This is a genomic window from Plantibacter sp. ME-Dv--P-095, assembly GCF_030209365.1.
In the GTDB taxonomy this organism is placed as follows: domain Bacteria; phylum Actinomycetota; class Actinomycetes; order Actinomycetales; family Microbacteriaceae; genus Plantibacter.
Window position 1 is genome coordinate 141466 of sequence record NZ_JARVSB010000004.1, and the last position, 14195, is coordinate 155660.

The following is a 14195-nucleotide window of genomic DNA, read 5'->3' on the forward strand; positions in this document are numbered from 1 at the left end:
CACATGTCGAACGACCGAGGCCAGGCCGACGCACCGTCGTTGCCCGGAGTCTCCTACGTGATGCCCGTGTTGAACGACGCACGGCACGTTCGAGCAGCCGTCGACAGCCTGCTCGCGCAGGACTACGCGGGCGACGTCGAGATCACGATCGCCGTCGGTCCGAGCATCGACGGGACGACGGAACTGGTCCGGTCGCTCCAGGCCGCGGATCCGCGCATCCACGTGCTCGAGAACCGCGTCGGCTCGACCCCGGCCGGGCTGAACCTCGCCATCTCGGCGTCGACCCATCCGATCGTCATCCGGGTCGACGCCCATTCGGAGCTCCCGAGCGACTACGCCAGGATCGCCGTCGAGACGATGCTGCGCACCGGTGCGCAGAATGTCGGCGGGATCATGGACGCTCGCGGGCGCACTGCGTTCGAGACGGCGGTGGCACGGGCGTACGGCTCGCGGGTGGGCCTCGGCGGCACGCCGCACCACGTCGGCGGGCGTGAGGGGCCGGCCGACACGGTCTACCTCGGCGTGTTCGACCGCGAGATGCTCGTACGGGTCGGCATGTTCGACGAGCGCATCAAGCGCGGGCAGGACTGGGAGCTCAACCGCCGCATCAAGCACGCGGGCGGTCTCGTCTGGTTCACCCCCGAGCTGCGTGTCGTGTACCGTCCGCGGGCGAGCATGCGCGCCCTCGCCCGTCAGTTCTTCTCCACCGGTCTCTGGCGCGGCGAGCTCAGTCGGAGCTTCCCCACGCGCGGCACGCTCAGGTATTTCGCCCCGCCGGTGCTCGTGCTCGGGATCGTCCTCGGCACCCTGCTCGGCCTCGGCGGGCTCCTTCAGCTCGCTGCCGGCATCCCTCCGTGGCTCCTGATCGGGTTCGCGGCACCCATCGGGTACGCGCTCATCGTGTTGCTCGCGAGCATCATCGTCACCGGGCGGGACGGGGTGCGCACGAGCCTGTGGATGCTCGTCGTGCTCCCGTGCATCCATTTCTGCTGGGGCACCGGTTTCGTGCTCGGCTACGGCTCGCTCGCGAAGGACATCTCCGCTCTGCGCAACCCACCGAAGGCGGTCTAGATGTCGGATCCCCGTGCAGACGCTCCGGGTCCGCGGCTCACCCCGCCACGGACGATCGCCGAACTCCGGGCCGTGGCGCAGCCCCCCGAGGTCCGAGCCCGCAAGAACGCGGAACACTGGACGGCGGACCTCTACCTCCGCGACCTGTCGCCGTACGTCACCTGGCTGCTGTTGCGCACCAGCATCAGCGCGAACGGCGTGACCGGACTCATGATCCTCACCGGTTGGGCTGCTGCTGCGGCGTTGCTCATCCCGGGCTTCGGCGGCGCCGCGCTCGCCCTCGTCCTGGGTCAGACGCAGATGCTCGTCGACTGCTGCGACGGCGAGGTCGCGCGGTGGCGCAGGACGTCCAGTCCCGCAGGGGCGTTCCTCGACTCGGTGGGACACTACTCGACCGAGTCACTCATCGCCATCGCGCTCGGTGTCCGGGCGGCCGGATGGCCGGTCGACGCACCGGCCGACCTCACCTGGATCACGCTCGGGTTCGCGCTCGCCCTGTTCGTCGTGCTGAACAAGGCCCTGAACGACATGGTGCGCGTCGCCCGCGCCGGCTTCGGTGCCCCCAAGCTCACGTACTCGACGGAGGAGTCGGCACCTCGTGGGGGAGTCCTCGCGATGGCCAGACGGGTCGCGCGGTTCCTGCCGTTCCACCGCCTCTTCCACTCGGTCGAACTCACGATGGTCGTCTTCGCGGCATCCGTCGTCGGACTCTTCGTCGGCGACGTCGAGGCGATGCGGTGGACCCTCGCGGTCCTCGTGCCGCTGGCCCTCCTGACGGTCGTCGGCCACTTCGTCGCGATCGTCTCGTCGAATCGACTGCGCGCGTGATGTCGGGACCGATCCCGGTCACCCGATCCGTCGGCGTCGTCGTGCTGACGCAGGGGACCAGGCCCGTCGAGCTGGCCGCCGGTGTCGCGAGCGTGCTCGCCCAGCGTGGCGTCGAACTCGATGTCGTGGTGGTCGGCAACGGCTGGGAACCGTCCGGGCTCCCATCGGGGGTGCGCGGGCTGGCGCTGGCCGAGAACCTCGGGATCCCCGCCGGTCGCAACCGTGGTGCCGCCACCGTCAACGGCGAGTTCATCTTCTTCCTCGACGACGACGCGACCATCCCGTCGACGACGTTCCTCCAGGACGCGATCGCGATCCTCGACGCCGACCGGTCGATCGGGCTGCTCCAGCCCAGGCTCGCCGACGCGACCGGTGTCCCGACGCCGTCCCGCTGGGTGCCCAGGACCCGCGACAAGGATCCACAGCACTCGAGCGCGGTCTTCTCCTGCCTCGAAGCGGCGGTCCTCCTGCCTCGCCGGGTGTTCGACGCCGTCGGCGGTTGGGCCGAGCCGTTCTTCTACGCACACGAGGGCATCGAACTCGCCTGGCGGGTCTGGGACCAGGGGAGGCGCGCCTGGTACGAGGCGTCGCTCGAGGCCAACCACCCGGTCACCGAGCCGACCAGACACACCGCGTACTACCGCCTGAACGCTCGGAACCGCGTCTGGCTCGCTCGGCGGAACCTCCCGCTCCCGCTCGTCCCGCTCTACGTCGGTTCCTGGACGGCGATCCAGATCGCGCGGTGGTGGCGCAAGCCCGAGGCGCTCCGGCCCTGGTTCGGTGGGTGGCGCGAGGGGTGGAGGACCGACCCGGGCGGACGCCGGCCACTGCGCTGGCGGACGGTCTGGCGGATGGCCAGAGCGGGTCGGCCTCCGGTCATCTGACCACCGGGCACCGTCGTGACCCCACTGTGACCTGGCGTCGTTACGCTTGACGGATGCTGGAGCTGACATGGGACTGATCAGAGACGGTCGGCGCGCCATCACCCTGGCGCGGGACCTGCTCGCCAACCGGCGGGCGAGAGCCGTCCTCGCCGTCCAGATGCAGGCGGCTCCCGTGATCGAACCCGGCCGCTTCAAGGTGGCGGTGTACTTCGCCGATGGCGCCGTGAACATGTACCAGATCCGGCAGTGGTACCGCCCGCTCGCCGAGCTCTCCAAGCGCTGGCCGGTTCTCATCCTCAGCCGCGGAGCGACGGCGGCCGCGAAGCTGTTCGAGGAGTCGCCCGTCCCCACGGCCTACGTCCGGACGGTCGTCGCGCTCGAACGGACGCTCGCCGAGCAGGACATCCGCGTCGTGCTGTACGTCAACCAGAACGCCAGGAACTTCCAGATGTTCCGGTACGGCTCCCGCTGGCACGTGTTCGTCAACCATGGCGAGAGCGACAAGATGTACATGACCACGAACCAGTTCAAGGCCTACGACTACAGCCTCATCGCCGGTCAGGCCGCGAGGAACCGACTCGAGCGGGTGCTCTGGGACTACGACTTCGACAAGCGCGCGATCATGATCGGCCGTCCACAGGCGGACCACTACTCGGGAGCGCTGCCGTACACGCCGGACGAACGGATCGTCGTCCTCTACGCCCCGACCTGGGAGGGGGACCGCGCCGCGGCCGCGTACGGGTCGATCGCCAGTCACGGCGTCGCCCTCGTCCGGGCACTCATCGCGACGGGCCGTCACCGTGTCGTGTACCGGCCGCACCCGCGGAGCGGTGTCGTCGACGCGTCCTACGCCAGTGCCAACCGAGAGATCATGTCCGCCCTGCAGGAGGCGAACCGCACGGACGCCTCCGCCCAGCACGTCGTCGACACCGGCGCCGAACTCGGGTGGCAACTGGCGGCGGCCGATGCGGCGATCGTCGACATCTCCGCCATGGTCTACGACCGGCTGGCCAGCGGGAAGCCGCTCATGATCACGCGTCCGGTGCATCCCGAGGCCGAGATCGACACCGGCGGATACCTCTCGGCCTGCGAGTGGCTCGACGCGTCGGACGCGTCGGACATCGTGGGCGGCATCGACCGCCTGCTCCAGGATCCGGACACCGTGGCACGGCTGCAGCACTGGGTCGAGTACTACTTCGGCGACACGACTCCCGGGGTGACGACGGCCCGGTTCCACGAGGCCATCGAGCACCTGATGGCGGAATGGGACCGGTTCGCGCTCCTCCACGCGGATGACCGCCCGGAGCTCGACGAACATGAGGACGACGAGGACGAGGACGACGACGAGGATCGCGCCTGAGGCGCGCTGGATCGTTGAGTCCGCGCCCAGGAGAACCACGTAGGGTCGGGCAGGTGAATCCGTCCTCCGGGCGACTGGCCTCCCTCGACGGAGTCCGTGGTGTCGCCAGCGTCGTCGTGGTGCTCTACCACGTGTCGTTGTTGGCGCGACCCTTCGCCACCGGCCGCATCTCGGAACCGGCGTGGGACATCGCGACGGAGACGCCGCTCAAGCTGCTGTTCGCCGGAACCGAGGCAGTGCAGGTGTTCTTCGTCCTGAGCGGCCTCGTCGTGGCGTTGCCGCTGTTGCGCGGTGGCGCGAGCTGGCCTGGCTTCTTCGCCGCCCGTTTCGTGCGGCTGTACCTGCCGGTCTGGGGAGCGCTCCTGTTCGCGGCCGCGCTCATCCTGCTCATCCCGCGGGATCAGGCCTCGGTCACGACCGGCGAGTGGATCGCCAACGCGAACGCGACGAGCGTGGACCCGCTGCACCTCCTGTCGGAGGCCACCCTCACGCCCGTCAGCTACACGCTCGTCAACACGCTCTGGTCGTTGCGGTGGGAACTCATCTTCACGCTCCTCCTGCCCGTCGCCGTCGTGCTCGCACGGCTGCTCCGTCGCTGGGCGTGGCCGATCGCGGCACTCATGTCGGTCGTGATGGTCGTCGGTCGCGTCGCGGGCGTCGACGCCGCCGTGTACCTCCCGGCCTTCTTCATCGGTACGTTGATCGCGGTCCGGCTCGAGAGCCTCCGGGACTGGGCGGTGGAGCGGTCACGCCCGTGGCAGTGGGGCATCCTGACCGGCGTCTCCGCCCTGCTCCTCGTGGCCAGCTGGTTGTCCCGTCCCTTCGTCGAGTCGTCCTCGTCGCTCGGCCAGGCGCTCTGGGGGCTCTCCGGTGTGGGTGCGGCCGGACTCATCGTCGTCGCCATCGGAAGCCCGCTCGCCCGACGACTGCTCGAGGTCCGACCGGTCCTGTGGCTCGGGAAAGTGTCGTTCAGCCTCTACCTCGTGCACGCGCCGATCCTGGCGACGCTGGCGTTCTCCTTCGGTGATGCACGCTGGTGGCTGGTCGGCATTGTCGGTGTCCCACTCAGCCTGCTGGTCGCCGCCGCGTTCTTCCAGCTCGTCGAGCGGCCCTCACACGGCCTCGCGCGTCGCGTCGGCCGGGCCGTCCAGGCGCAGACGGAAGCGGTGCGTTCGTGGGCCGTCAGCCGACGCGGGGGACGAGCGCCTTCCGCTTCTTCCGACGATCGGCCGCGCGCAACTCCTGAGCCCACCGACGGGTGACGGCCTCGTCGTCGTACTGCTCGGCGGTGGTCCGCGCGTGGCGGCGCATGGCGTCCACCTCGTGGTCGGGGAGCGCGAGCAGCCGTTCGATGGCAGCGGCGACGACGGCCGGCTCGGCGGACGGGACGAGGAACCCGTTGCGTCCATCGGTGACGATGTCGGCCGGTCCGTAGGGAACGTCGACGACGATCGGCAGGCAGCCCGCCGCCATCGCCTCGACGAGGACGAGCGGGAAGCCCTCCGAGGTCGAGGTCATGACGAGGAACGAGCCGGCGCCGAGCTGTTCGCGGGCCGAGCGGTCGTAGCCGTGGAGGACGATGCGGTGCTCGGGATCCTCCGCGGTCAGGATGGCCTGCAGTTCGCCGAGCAGCTCGCCGCCGCCGTAGACGTCGAGCGTCGGAGGCGTGCCGACGGCGGGTGTCGCTGCCAGGACGGCCCGGATGGCGTGAGCGGGGCGCTTGCGCGCCGTGAGCGACCCGAGGAACATCCCGCGATGACGGGGACGCGCTGCCTGCGCGACGTGCTTGTCGACGAGGTCGCGCGAGTTCGGGATGACCGCGAGCGAGGCGTGGTCACCGAGCATGGTCCGCACGTCGGCCAGTTGACGCTCACTCAGGAGGGCGACGAGGTCGAAGTCGTCGAGCGCCTCGAAGACCGCGCGCCGCGACTCCCGCAGTCGACCGTGCGGTCGTTCGGTGCCCTGGAGGTGGGAGGCGTGCACGACATGCGCCGTGACCACGTTCCGGTTGCGATAGCTGAGGACGAACGGGGCGGTGGTCTTGCTGTCGACGATCATCCAGGCCGGGGCCCCGGCGGTGATCGCGTCGAACCACGCCCGATACAGCGACCAGATCCGACCCCAGGCGCGCACCGGCTGGCCGTGGTCGTCACACAGCACGACAGAGCGGCCGCCCTTGGTGCCCAGCTCCTTAGTGTCGCGGCGGTCGGAGAGGAGGAGGGTGCCGTCGGTGCGGTAGACGTCGACCTGCAGCACCTGGCCGGCGTCGTCGCGACGCTCCCGGCTCAGGACGGCCTCGCCGCGGCGCCGCTCGGTGCCGTCGTCGACTGTGGGGAGCGGCGTGAACGGATACCGCTCGAGGTCGAGGGAGCCACCCGGCAGCGGGTTCGAACGCAACCAGTCGTAGAGGTTGACGATCCGCATGTCGTCCACGAGGTCACCACGGGATCGGAGCCGCTGCTCGAGGGCGGGGTAGTCCGGTCGCTGGTCGAAGGTGAGGATGTCGACGGGCGTACCGGCCAGACGCACGAACGCCCGCGAACGGTGGAACATCGCTTCGGTCATCCCCCCGAAGTCGTCCGTCAGGCCCCACGTGACCGCGAAGTGACGACCTTCGGGGAGGAGGCTCTGGGAACGACGAAGGAAGGGAAGTTTCACGACTCGACGCTACGCGACGGACCTGGAGAGATGCCGCATCGCCTGCAGCGACTCACGGACCGACTGGCGGGTCCTGGGCAGGGCCTGCGGGGTGGCCCGGCGCGCCAGGGCCGGACTCGATGGCCTGCTGCCCAGTTCGGCGGAACACCTGGTCGCGGAACCTGCCGAGGCGGGACGTGCCGGTGACCGCGCGCATCCGCGGTTCGAGGTCCAGCGGAACAACGAACGGCGCCGGTCCGAACGCCTGGCGCGCGGCACGGACCACCTGCCGTCCGAGGAGGTGGTTGCCGATACCGCCGACGGCCGCGCCCACACCGAACGGCAGGGCCTTGCCGATGACGCCGGCGCCGCCGCTCGCGGCGAAGTGCTTGACGAACCGCACCCGCAGCTGATCTGCGACCGGTCCCACGATCATCGAGGGCAGCCCCTGGGTGATCGTCTGACCCCAGAACGCCTGTCGGGGGATGCCCTTGCCGGTCGCCTGGGACCCGAAGTTGCGGAGGAGGTCGGTGCCGGCCTTCCCGAGCATCATCGTCATGACGAGCGCGCGGGACCTGACCGGATCGGCCAGGGCGATGCCGTGGACCTCCGTGACCGACTGCGCGAACAACGCCGTGGCCTCGAGGAAGCCGGCCGTTTCGACGCCGGAGAGCGCGAGGGTCGTCGCGGTCCCGATGGCGGGCACGACGGCGGTCGCACCGACGGCGGCGCCGGTCGTCGTCACCGTCGCGAGGTATCGACGCTCCAGAACGCGGATCAGCTGATCGGCCGTCGCGTTGGGGTACATACGTCGGATCGACCGGATGTGGGCCACGACCACCGGCCGCTGCACCCAGAGGACGCGGTCGAGGGCCCGCACCCACCCGGGCTCGGGGAGCATCGGCTGTTGCGTTGCGGGGTTCGGATAGTGGGCGGGACCGGGAACCGGTCCCTGCTGCGGTCCGGTCATGTCGGCCTCCTCGTGGGCGGGGCGGCCAGTCTACGTCGTGGTCCTTCAGGACCGCCGACGGTTGCTGCGGCGGCTCAGCTGTTGTAGTCGGCGTTGTAGCGGTCGAGCACGTCGTCGATCGACGCGTCGAGGACGAGGGCACCTTTGTCGAGGTAGAGGCCGCGCGTGCAGAACCGGCGGAGGTCCTTCTCGTTGTGCGAGACGAAGAACAGCGTCCGCCCGCCCTCGAGGAGCTCCTCGATCCGGCGGTAGCACTTCTCACGGAAGGCCCGGTCGCCGACGGCCAGCACCTCGTCCACGAGGATGATCGGTTCCTCGAGCTGCGCGATGACCGCGAACGCGATGCGGACCTTCATGCCGCTGGAGAGGTGCTTGTACGGGGTGTCGACGAAATCGGCGATCTCGGCGAAGGCGATGATGTCGTCGAACCGTTCGTCGATCTCGCGACGCGACATGCCGTGGAGTCCCGAGGTCAGGTAGACGTTGTCGCGGACGGTGAGGTCGTTGACGAAGCCGCCCGTGATCTCGATCAGGGGCGCGACCCCCTCGCGGACGCCCACGGTTCCCTCGTCGGGCAGGACGACGCCGGCGACGAGCTTCAGGAGCGTCGACTTGCCCTGTCCGTTCCGGCCGACCACGCCGATCGCCTCCCCGGGCGCGACTTCGAACGAGACGTGCCGCAACGGCCAGAACTCGCCTGGGCGCGATCGGCGGTCCCGTCCCGCGAAGAGGTCCTTGAAGCTGCGCCGACCGCCGCGGTTCCGGCGGAAGCGGATGCCGGCGTCGGTCACCGAGATGGCGGCGCGGGTCGTGGGGGAGCTGTCGGTCGACATCAGATCTCCTTTAGCACGGAGCGCTCGCACCGCTTGAAGATCAGCAGGCCGAGCGCCAGGATCACGGCGGACATCCCGGCCGAGACGCCCACGAGGTACCAGTCGAGTTCCTGCGGGAAGAACGCGGATCGGTACAGCGCGAAGATGCCGCTCAGGGGGTTGAGCGCGGCGAAGGGCTCGATGCGGTCCGGCAGGGCGGTCGTGCTGTAGATGATCGGGGTCGCGTAGAACATGAAGCGCAGCACGAGTTTGACCGCGCGTTCCAGGTCGCGGAAGAACACGACGAGGGGCGCGACGATCAGGCAGAGCCCGACGGTGAGGACGGCCTGGATGGCGATCGCGAGCGGGAAGAGCAGGATGTCGAGGTTGACCGACGCGCCGCTGAAGACGGCGAACGCCGCGAGGACGGGGAGTGCTGCGAGGAACTCGATGCCCTTCGACAGCACGATGCGGTTGACCCAGATGGTGCGGGGGATCGTCGTCGACCGCACCAGCTTCGCCTCGCGCAGGAACGCACGGGTGCTGTCCGACACCGACCCGGTGAACCACATCCACGGCAACAGCGCCGCGAGGAGGAAGACGATGTACGGCTCCTCACCGACATCGCGCCGGAACACCTGCGTGAAGACGAACCAGTAGATCCCGCTCATGACGAGCGGGTCGAGGATGGACCACACGTACCCGAGCGCACTCGTCGAATAGCGCACGCGCAGATCCCGGACCGTCAGGATCCAGAGCGCGTGGCGGTATCTGGCCGAACGCGACATCCTTGGCCGCGTCTCAGCTGAAGAACTCACGGGACCAACCTTATCGAGGTCGCGCAGGAACGCCGTCCTCGACGCTCAGCGTCGGGACGGCGTTCGGGTGCGGAGCGGACGGGATGCTCAGACGAAGAGGTTCGCTCGCTCGAGGTCCTCGGCGAAGTCGACCTCCACCGCGTACAGGTCCGAGATGTCGACCGGTTCGACGAGCATGCCCTCGCGTTCGATGGCGAGCTCGATACCGCGCTCGAAGTAGTCCTGGTCGCCGACCTTCGCGAGGTAGCGGTGCAGCATCGCCTTGTCCTGCGAGGAGATGTAGTTGATGCCGACGGCCTCGCCGAGCCCGCCCACGACCGTCTTGGAGAGTTCCTTGATGAACCCCTCGGCGCTGGTCGTGTACTTCACTTCCTCGTCGGACACCTTCGAGGTGTTGACGGTGACGAAGGAGCGGTCCTTGGCGATCATCGCCGCGGCGCGGTCGAGGACCGCCGGGTCGAAGACGACGTCGCCGTTCATCCAGAGGACGCCACCGGCCTGCGATGCGGCGAGTGCACGCATGAGGCTTTTCGAGGTGTTGGTCTGGTCGTACTGCTCGTTGTAGACGAAGGACGCGTCGGGGAAGGCCTCGATGATGTGCTCGAGCTTGTATCCGACGACGATCGTCACCTTCGCGCTCGCCCCGAACGCGTGGTGGATATTGTCGAACTGCTGCTGCATGATGGTGCGGCCGTCGCTGAGCTCGGTCAGGGGCTTCGGGAGCGAGCGGCCGAGACGGCTGCCCATTCCGGCGGCAAGGATCACTACCTGGGTGGTCACGTTGTTCTCCTCAGTGTGGGTATGGAATCACGCGGTGCCACGAAGCTGTGGACAATTCACCGAGGATTTACCAAGACGTGCATTGAAAGACACTCCGTCATGCCAAAATACAGGCTAGCCGCGGTGAACTCCGTCTGTCATGGGTTCACAGGGTCCGTTGTCGTTTCGTGATCGACCACCCGGCGTTTACACAGCTTGGGGGAGATGTGTCAACTGTTCATCCTGTGACTCCGCTGTCCGCTGCGGGCGCTGCTGTTGGTAGGTTTGCTTGGTGACTTCCACGACTCCGCCAGATCCCGCCGAGCAGCCCGCGCCTGCCGACGGGCCGTCGACGAGTCCGCCGGCGGCGTCCGCTCCCGACGCACCAGGGGTGGCGCAGCCGAGTGCACCGGACGAGCAGTCCGCTTCGGCACCGTCTGCCGCGAAACGCGCACCCCGGACGACCACTCCGCGAGCCACCGGCACGGCGAAGGCCCCGGCGAAGCGCCCGAGTGCTGCACGCACCACCACCGGAGCGGACTCGACGGACGCCACGGGCGCGAAGAAGACGACGGCGACCCGCTCGACGGGTTCGCGGACCACGGCGGCGAAGACCGGCACGGCGCGGACCACCGCGGCCAAGACCGGGACGGCCCGGACCACCGCGGCGAAGCGCACGCCCGCCAAGGCGGCGCCCGAGACGGACCCGAGCACCGCGACGCCAGCGTCCCCGGACGACGGATCGACCCCCGCGGTTCCGGCATCGACGCCGAGGGCTCCCAGGACGACGACGCGCACGACCGGAGCTTCGTCGGGCACCAAGACGCCGGCAGCGAAGACCGGCACGAGCCGGACCACCGCCGCGAAGTCCACGACGACCCGGACGCCCGCGAAGCGGACGCCGGCCCGCTCCGGCACCGCTCGCACCACGACGCCGAAGCCGAACGAACAGACGGCGGCCGCGAGTGCCGGTGTCCTCGACGAGGTCCGAGCCCCGGTGGTCGGAGACACGTCCGCGCCAGCCGCCGAGCCCGGGTCCACCCCGGACATCGACACCACGGTGACGCCGACCGAGTCCGACCGCGTCGACGGATCCACGGCCGCTTCGGAACCGACGACCGCGACGACGGTCGACCCGGTCACCGCTCCCGAGACCGCCGCGACGACCACGACGGAGGATCCCCGCCCGACCGTCGAGTCGGCGCGCACCGAGCCGGCTTCGGACGTGCAGGCCGCGCCGCCGTCGGTGGCAGCCCCGCCGGTCGCGCCGAAGCGTCCGGTCGCCCGTCCCACGACGACGAAGCCGCCGTCGACGCCCGCTGAGTCGCCGGCCGCTGGCAAGGGCGCCGACACCGCGGCGCCCGAGGCCAACCCCATCGTGCTGTCGATCTCCGGGCTCGTGAAGCAGTTCGGCGACACGGTCGCCGTCGACGGCGTCGACCTCGAGGTCCGACGCGGCTCCTTCTACGGCATCGTCGGTCCGAACGGCGCCGGGAAGACGACGACGCTGTCCATGGTCACCGGCCTGCTGCGCCCCGATGCCGGATCCATCCGGGTCCAGGGCGTCGACGTCTGGCAGGACCCCGCCGAGGCGAAGCGTGCGATCGGCGTCCTCCCGGACCGCCTGCGGCTCTTCGACCGCCTCACGGGCAACCAGCTGCTCTACTACTCCGGCGTCCTCCGCGGACTCGACCCGGCGACGGTGAAGTCGCGGACCACGGACCTGGCTCGGGCGTTCGGTCTCGACGACGCGCTCGGTCGTCTCGTGTCCGACTACTCCGCCGGCATGACGAAGAAGATCGCGCTCGCGGCGGCGCTCATCCACTCGCCCCGTCTCCTCATCCTCGACGAGCCGTTCGAGTCGGTCGACCCGGTGTCGGCCGCCAACGTCATCGAGATCCTGCAGCGCTACGTCGCCAACGGCGGAACCGTCGTGCTCTCGAGTCACGGCATGGACTTCATCCAGCGTGTGTGCGATCACGTGGCCATCATCGTCCAGGGCAAGGTGCTCGCCGCCGGGTCCGTGGACGAGGTGCGGGGGACGGGGACGCTCGAAGAGCGCTTCGTCGAACTCGCCGGGGGCCGCAAGTCGGCAGAGGGAATGGAATGGTTGCACAGCTTCTCCGACTGAAACTGCAGCTGACGCTGAACGCGTTCCGCCGCAGTCCCTGGCGACTGGTTGGACTCGTCCTGGCGATCGCGCTCGGTGTCTGGGTCGTGGTGCTCGCGAGCACCGGGCTCGTCGCGCTCCGCACGACCGATCCGGAAGTGACCCGGAACCTCCTCGTACTCGTCGGCTCCGTCATCGTCCTGGGCTTCATCGTGCTGCCGCTCGTGTTCGGGGTGGACGACCAGCTCGACCCGAGGGCGTTCTCGCTCTACGGTCTCCCCAACCGGACCCTGTCGGCGGGGCTGATCGTCGCCGCACTCGTCTCCGTTCCGTCGATCGTCCTCGCCGTGCTCGCTGCATCCTCCGTCGTGACCTGGTCGAGGTCGCCGCTCCCGGCGGTCCTCGCCGTCATGTCGGCAGTGCTCGGCGTCCTGCTGTGCGCACTCCTGGCACGGATCGCGACGTCGATCTCCGCGAGCCTGCTGTCGACGCGGCGCGCCAAAGAGGTCATGGGTGTGCTCGGACTCGTGCTCATCATCGCCGTGAGCCCGGCCATCATCGCCCTGACCACGGTCGACTGGCAGCGTGACGGCTTCGCCGTGCTCGGCCGGGTGGCCGACATCCTGAGCTGGACCCCCCTGGGTGCCGTGTGGTCCTTCCCCGGCGACGCGGCCATCGGCGACATCGTGCCGGCCGTGGTCAAGCTGTTGCTGACCGCGGCGACGATCGCGCTCCTCTGGTTCGCCTGGCAAGCCTTCGTCGCGCGGTTGCTCGTCGCACCGGAGCGCATCGGAACCGGTCGCGAGAGCACCGGTCTGGGATGGTTCGATCTCCTGCCGGGACGCCCGGCCGGCGTCATCGCCGCCCGCAGCATGACCTACTGGTTGCGCGACCCGCGCTACCTCGTCTCCCTGGTGATCATCCCGATCGCCCCCTTCATCTTCTTCGTCCCGCTGCTGGTCGCCGGCATCCCGTTGAACGTCCTCGCGCTGGTGCCGCTCCCGGTCGTGTGCTGGTTCCTCGGCTGGCTCCTGCACAACGACCTGGCCTTCGACTCGACCGCGGTCTGGTTGCACGTGGCCTCGGGGGTCCGCGGGCGGGCAGACCGCATCGGCCGCCTCTTCCCGGTACTGCTCATCGGCATCCCGCTCATCGCCGTCGGATCGACGCTCAGCATCCTGTTCTACGGCGATTGGGACGCCCTGCCGTCGATGATCGGCGTGAGCACGTGTCTGTTGCTGAGCGGTGCCGGCATCGCGAGCTTCGTCTCCGCACGGTTCCCGTACCCGACCTCGCTGCCGGGTGACAGCCCGTTCCAGCAGCCGCAGGTCCCCGGCAGCAGCGGACTGTCCGCACAGTTCATGAGCCTGCTGGGCACCGTGGTCCTCACGGTCCCGGCCGCCTGGTTGGCGGTCCTCGGCCTCACAGGCGAGCCGAACTGGAACTTCGGCGCGCTCGCGGTGGGCGTCGGGACCGGGCTGCTCGTCCTGGTCATCGGGATCCTCGCCGGTGGTCGGGTCTTCGACCGCCGCAGCCCCGAGATCGTCGGCTTCGCCAGCTCCCACTGATCCGAGGCCTCCGACGGACTCCGACAGGACCACAGGAGCCCCGGCTCGTCTGCGGCGGTACCATGGAGCCATGGCGCAGCATGACAGCACGAAGCAGCAGATGAGCACGATCGACCCCGGCGGGACACCGGACGGGGGGAGCACCGCGATCATGGATCGCGAGCTCGAGGAGCTCATCGAGAGCGAGAACATCGAACCCGGCGATCATGAACGCTTCTCGCACTACGTGAAGAAGGAGAAGATCCTCGAGTCGGCGCTCAGCGGGAAGCCGGTGAAGGCGTTGTGCGGCAAGAAGTGGACCCCGGGTCGCGACCCGGAGAAGTTCCCGATCTGCCCGTCGTGCAAGGAGATCTACGAGAAGCTCCTGCGCGACTGATC

General features: G+C 69.3%; 13 protein-coding genes. 8 read left to right on the top strand and 5 right to left on the bottom strand.

The window, feature by feature from the left end; all coding sequences use genetic code 11:
• The first annotated feature begins 3 nt into the window (after window positions 1-3).
• From QRN26_RS05800 to QRN26_RS05820, 5 genes are all read left to right on the top strand, one after another.
• A complete protein-coding gene (locus QRN26_RS05800; protein ID WP_285035849.1) occupies window positions 4-1071 on the top strand; it encodes a glycosyltransferase family 2 protein in 1068 nt (355 codons plus the stop codon).
• Window positions 1072-1899: a CDP-alcohol phosphatidyltransferase family protein gene (locus QRN26_RS05805; protein ID WP_056007196.1), complete on the top strand. Its 828-nt coding sequence runs from the start codon at window positions 1072-1074 to the stop codon at window positions 1897-1899.
• On the top strand, window positions 1899-2783 hold the full coding sequence (locus tag QRN26_RS05810) for a glycosyltransferase family 2 protein (protein ID WP_056778255.1): 885 nt from the start codon (window positions 1899-1901) through the stop codon (window positions 2781-2783). Before QRN26_RS05805 ends, QRN26_RS05810 begins: the two co-directional genes overlap by 1 nt.
• A 67-nt stretch (window positions 2784-2850) precedes the next feature.
• Window positions 2851-4143 carry a CDP-glycerol glycerophosphotransferase family protein gene (locus tag QRN26_RS05815; RefSeq protein ID WP_285035850.1) on the top strand — a complete coding sequence of 431 codons (1293 nt, stop codon included), beginning with the start codon at window positions 2851-2853 and terminating at the stop codon, window positions 4141-4143.
• 53 nt (window positions 4144-4196) lie between these two features.
• The gene (locus tag QRN26_RS05820; RefSeq protein WP_285035851.1) at window positions 4197-5405 is read left to right on the top strand and encodes an acyltransferase family protein; all 1209 of its coding nucleotides are present in this window, start codon (window positions 4197-4199) and stop codon (window positions 5403-5405) included.
• Here the strand turns inward: QRN26_RS05820 and QRN26_RS05825 are convergent.
• The 5 genes from QRN26_RS05825 to QRN26_RS05845 form a co-directional block, all read right to left on the bottom strand.
• A complete protein-coding gene (locus tag QRN26_RS05825) occupies window positions 5326-6801 on the bottom strand; it encodes a glycosyltransferase (RefSeq protein ID WP_285035852.1) in 1476 nt (491 codons plus the stop codon). The two genes, QRN26_RS05820 and QRN26_RS05825, sit on opposite strands and share 80 nt — an antisense overlap.
• Window positions 6802-6853: 52 nt before the next feature.
• Window positions 6854-7750, bottom strand: a complete 897-nt coding sequence (locus tag QRN26_RS05830) for a hypothetical protein (RefSeq protein ID WP_056007182.1) — start codon at window positions 7748-7750, stop codon at window positions 6854-6856.
• Between the two features lie 74 nt (window positions 7751-7824).
• Window positions 7825-8583 carry an ABC transporter ATP-binding protein gene (locus tag QRN26_RS05835; RefSeq protein ID WP_056007179.1) on the bottom strand — a complete coding sequence of 253 codons (759 nt, stop codon included), beginning with the start codon at window positions 8581-8583 and terminating at the stop codon, window positions 7825-7827.
• Window positions 8583-9350: an ABC transporter permease gene (locus tag QRN26_RS05840; RefSeq protein WP_056007176.1), complete on the bottom strand. Its 768-nt coding sequence runs from the start codon at window positions 9348-9350 to the stop codon at window positions 8583-8585. The genes QRN26_RS05835 and QRN26_RS05840 overlap by 1 nt, the downstream gene beginning before the upstream one ends.
• A 117-nt stretch (window positions 9351-9467) precedes the next feature.
• On the bottom strand, window positions 9468-10160 hold the full coding sequence (locus QRN26_RS05845) for a phosphocholine cytidylyltransferase family protein (protein WP_056778242.1): 693 nt from the start codon (window positions 10158-10160) through the stop codon (window positions 9468-9470).
• Window positions 10161-10431: 271 nt separating this feature from the next.
• Between QRN26_RS05845 and QRN26_RS18955 the strand changes: the two genes are divergently transcribed.
• The 3 genes from QRN26_RS18955 to QRN26_RS05860 all read left to right on the top strand — a co-directional run bounded on the left by QRN26_RS18955 (window position 10432) and on the right by QRN26_RS05860 (window position 14193).
• On the top strand, window positions 10432-12270 hold the full coding sequence (locus QRN26_RS18955; protein ID WP_502927370.1) for an ABC transporter ATP-binding protein: 1839 nt from the start codon (window positions 10432-10434) through the stop codon (window positions 12268-12270).
• The gene (locus tag QRN26_RS05855) at window positions 12246-13817 is read left to right on the top strand and encodes a hypothetical protein (protein WP_285035853.1); all 1572 of its coding nucleotides are present in this window, start codon (window positions 12246-12248) and stop codon (window positions 13815-13817) included. The genes QRN26_RS18955 and QRN26_RS05855 overlap by 25 nt, the downstream gene beginning before the upstream one ends.
• Window positions 13818-13917: 100 nt before the next feature.
• Window positions 13918-14193 (top strand): DUF3039 domain-containing protein, encoded by a 276-nt coding sequence (locus QRN26_RS05860; protein WP_086473833.1) that lies wholly within the window; start codon window positions 13918-13920, stop codon window positions 14191-14193.
• Window positions 14194-14195 lie beyond the last annotated feature (2 nt).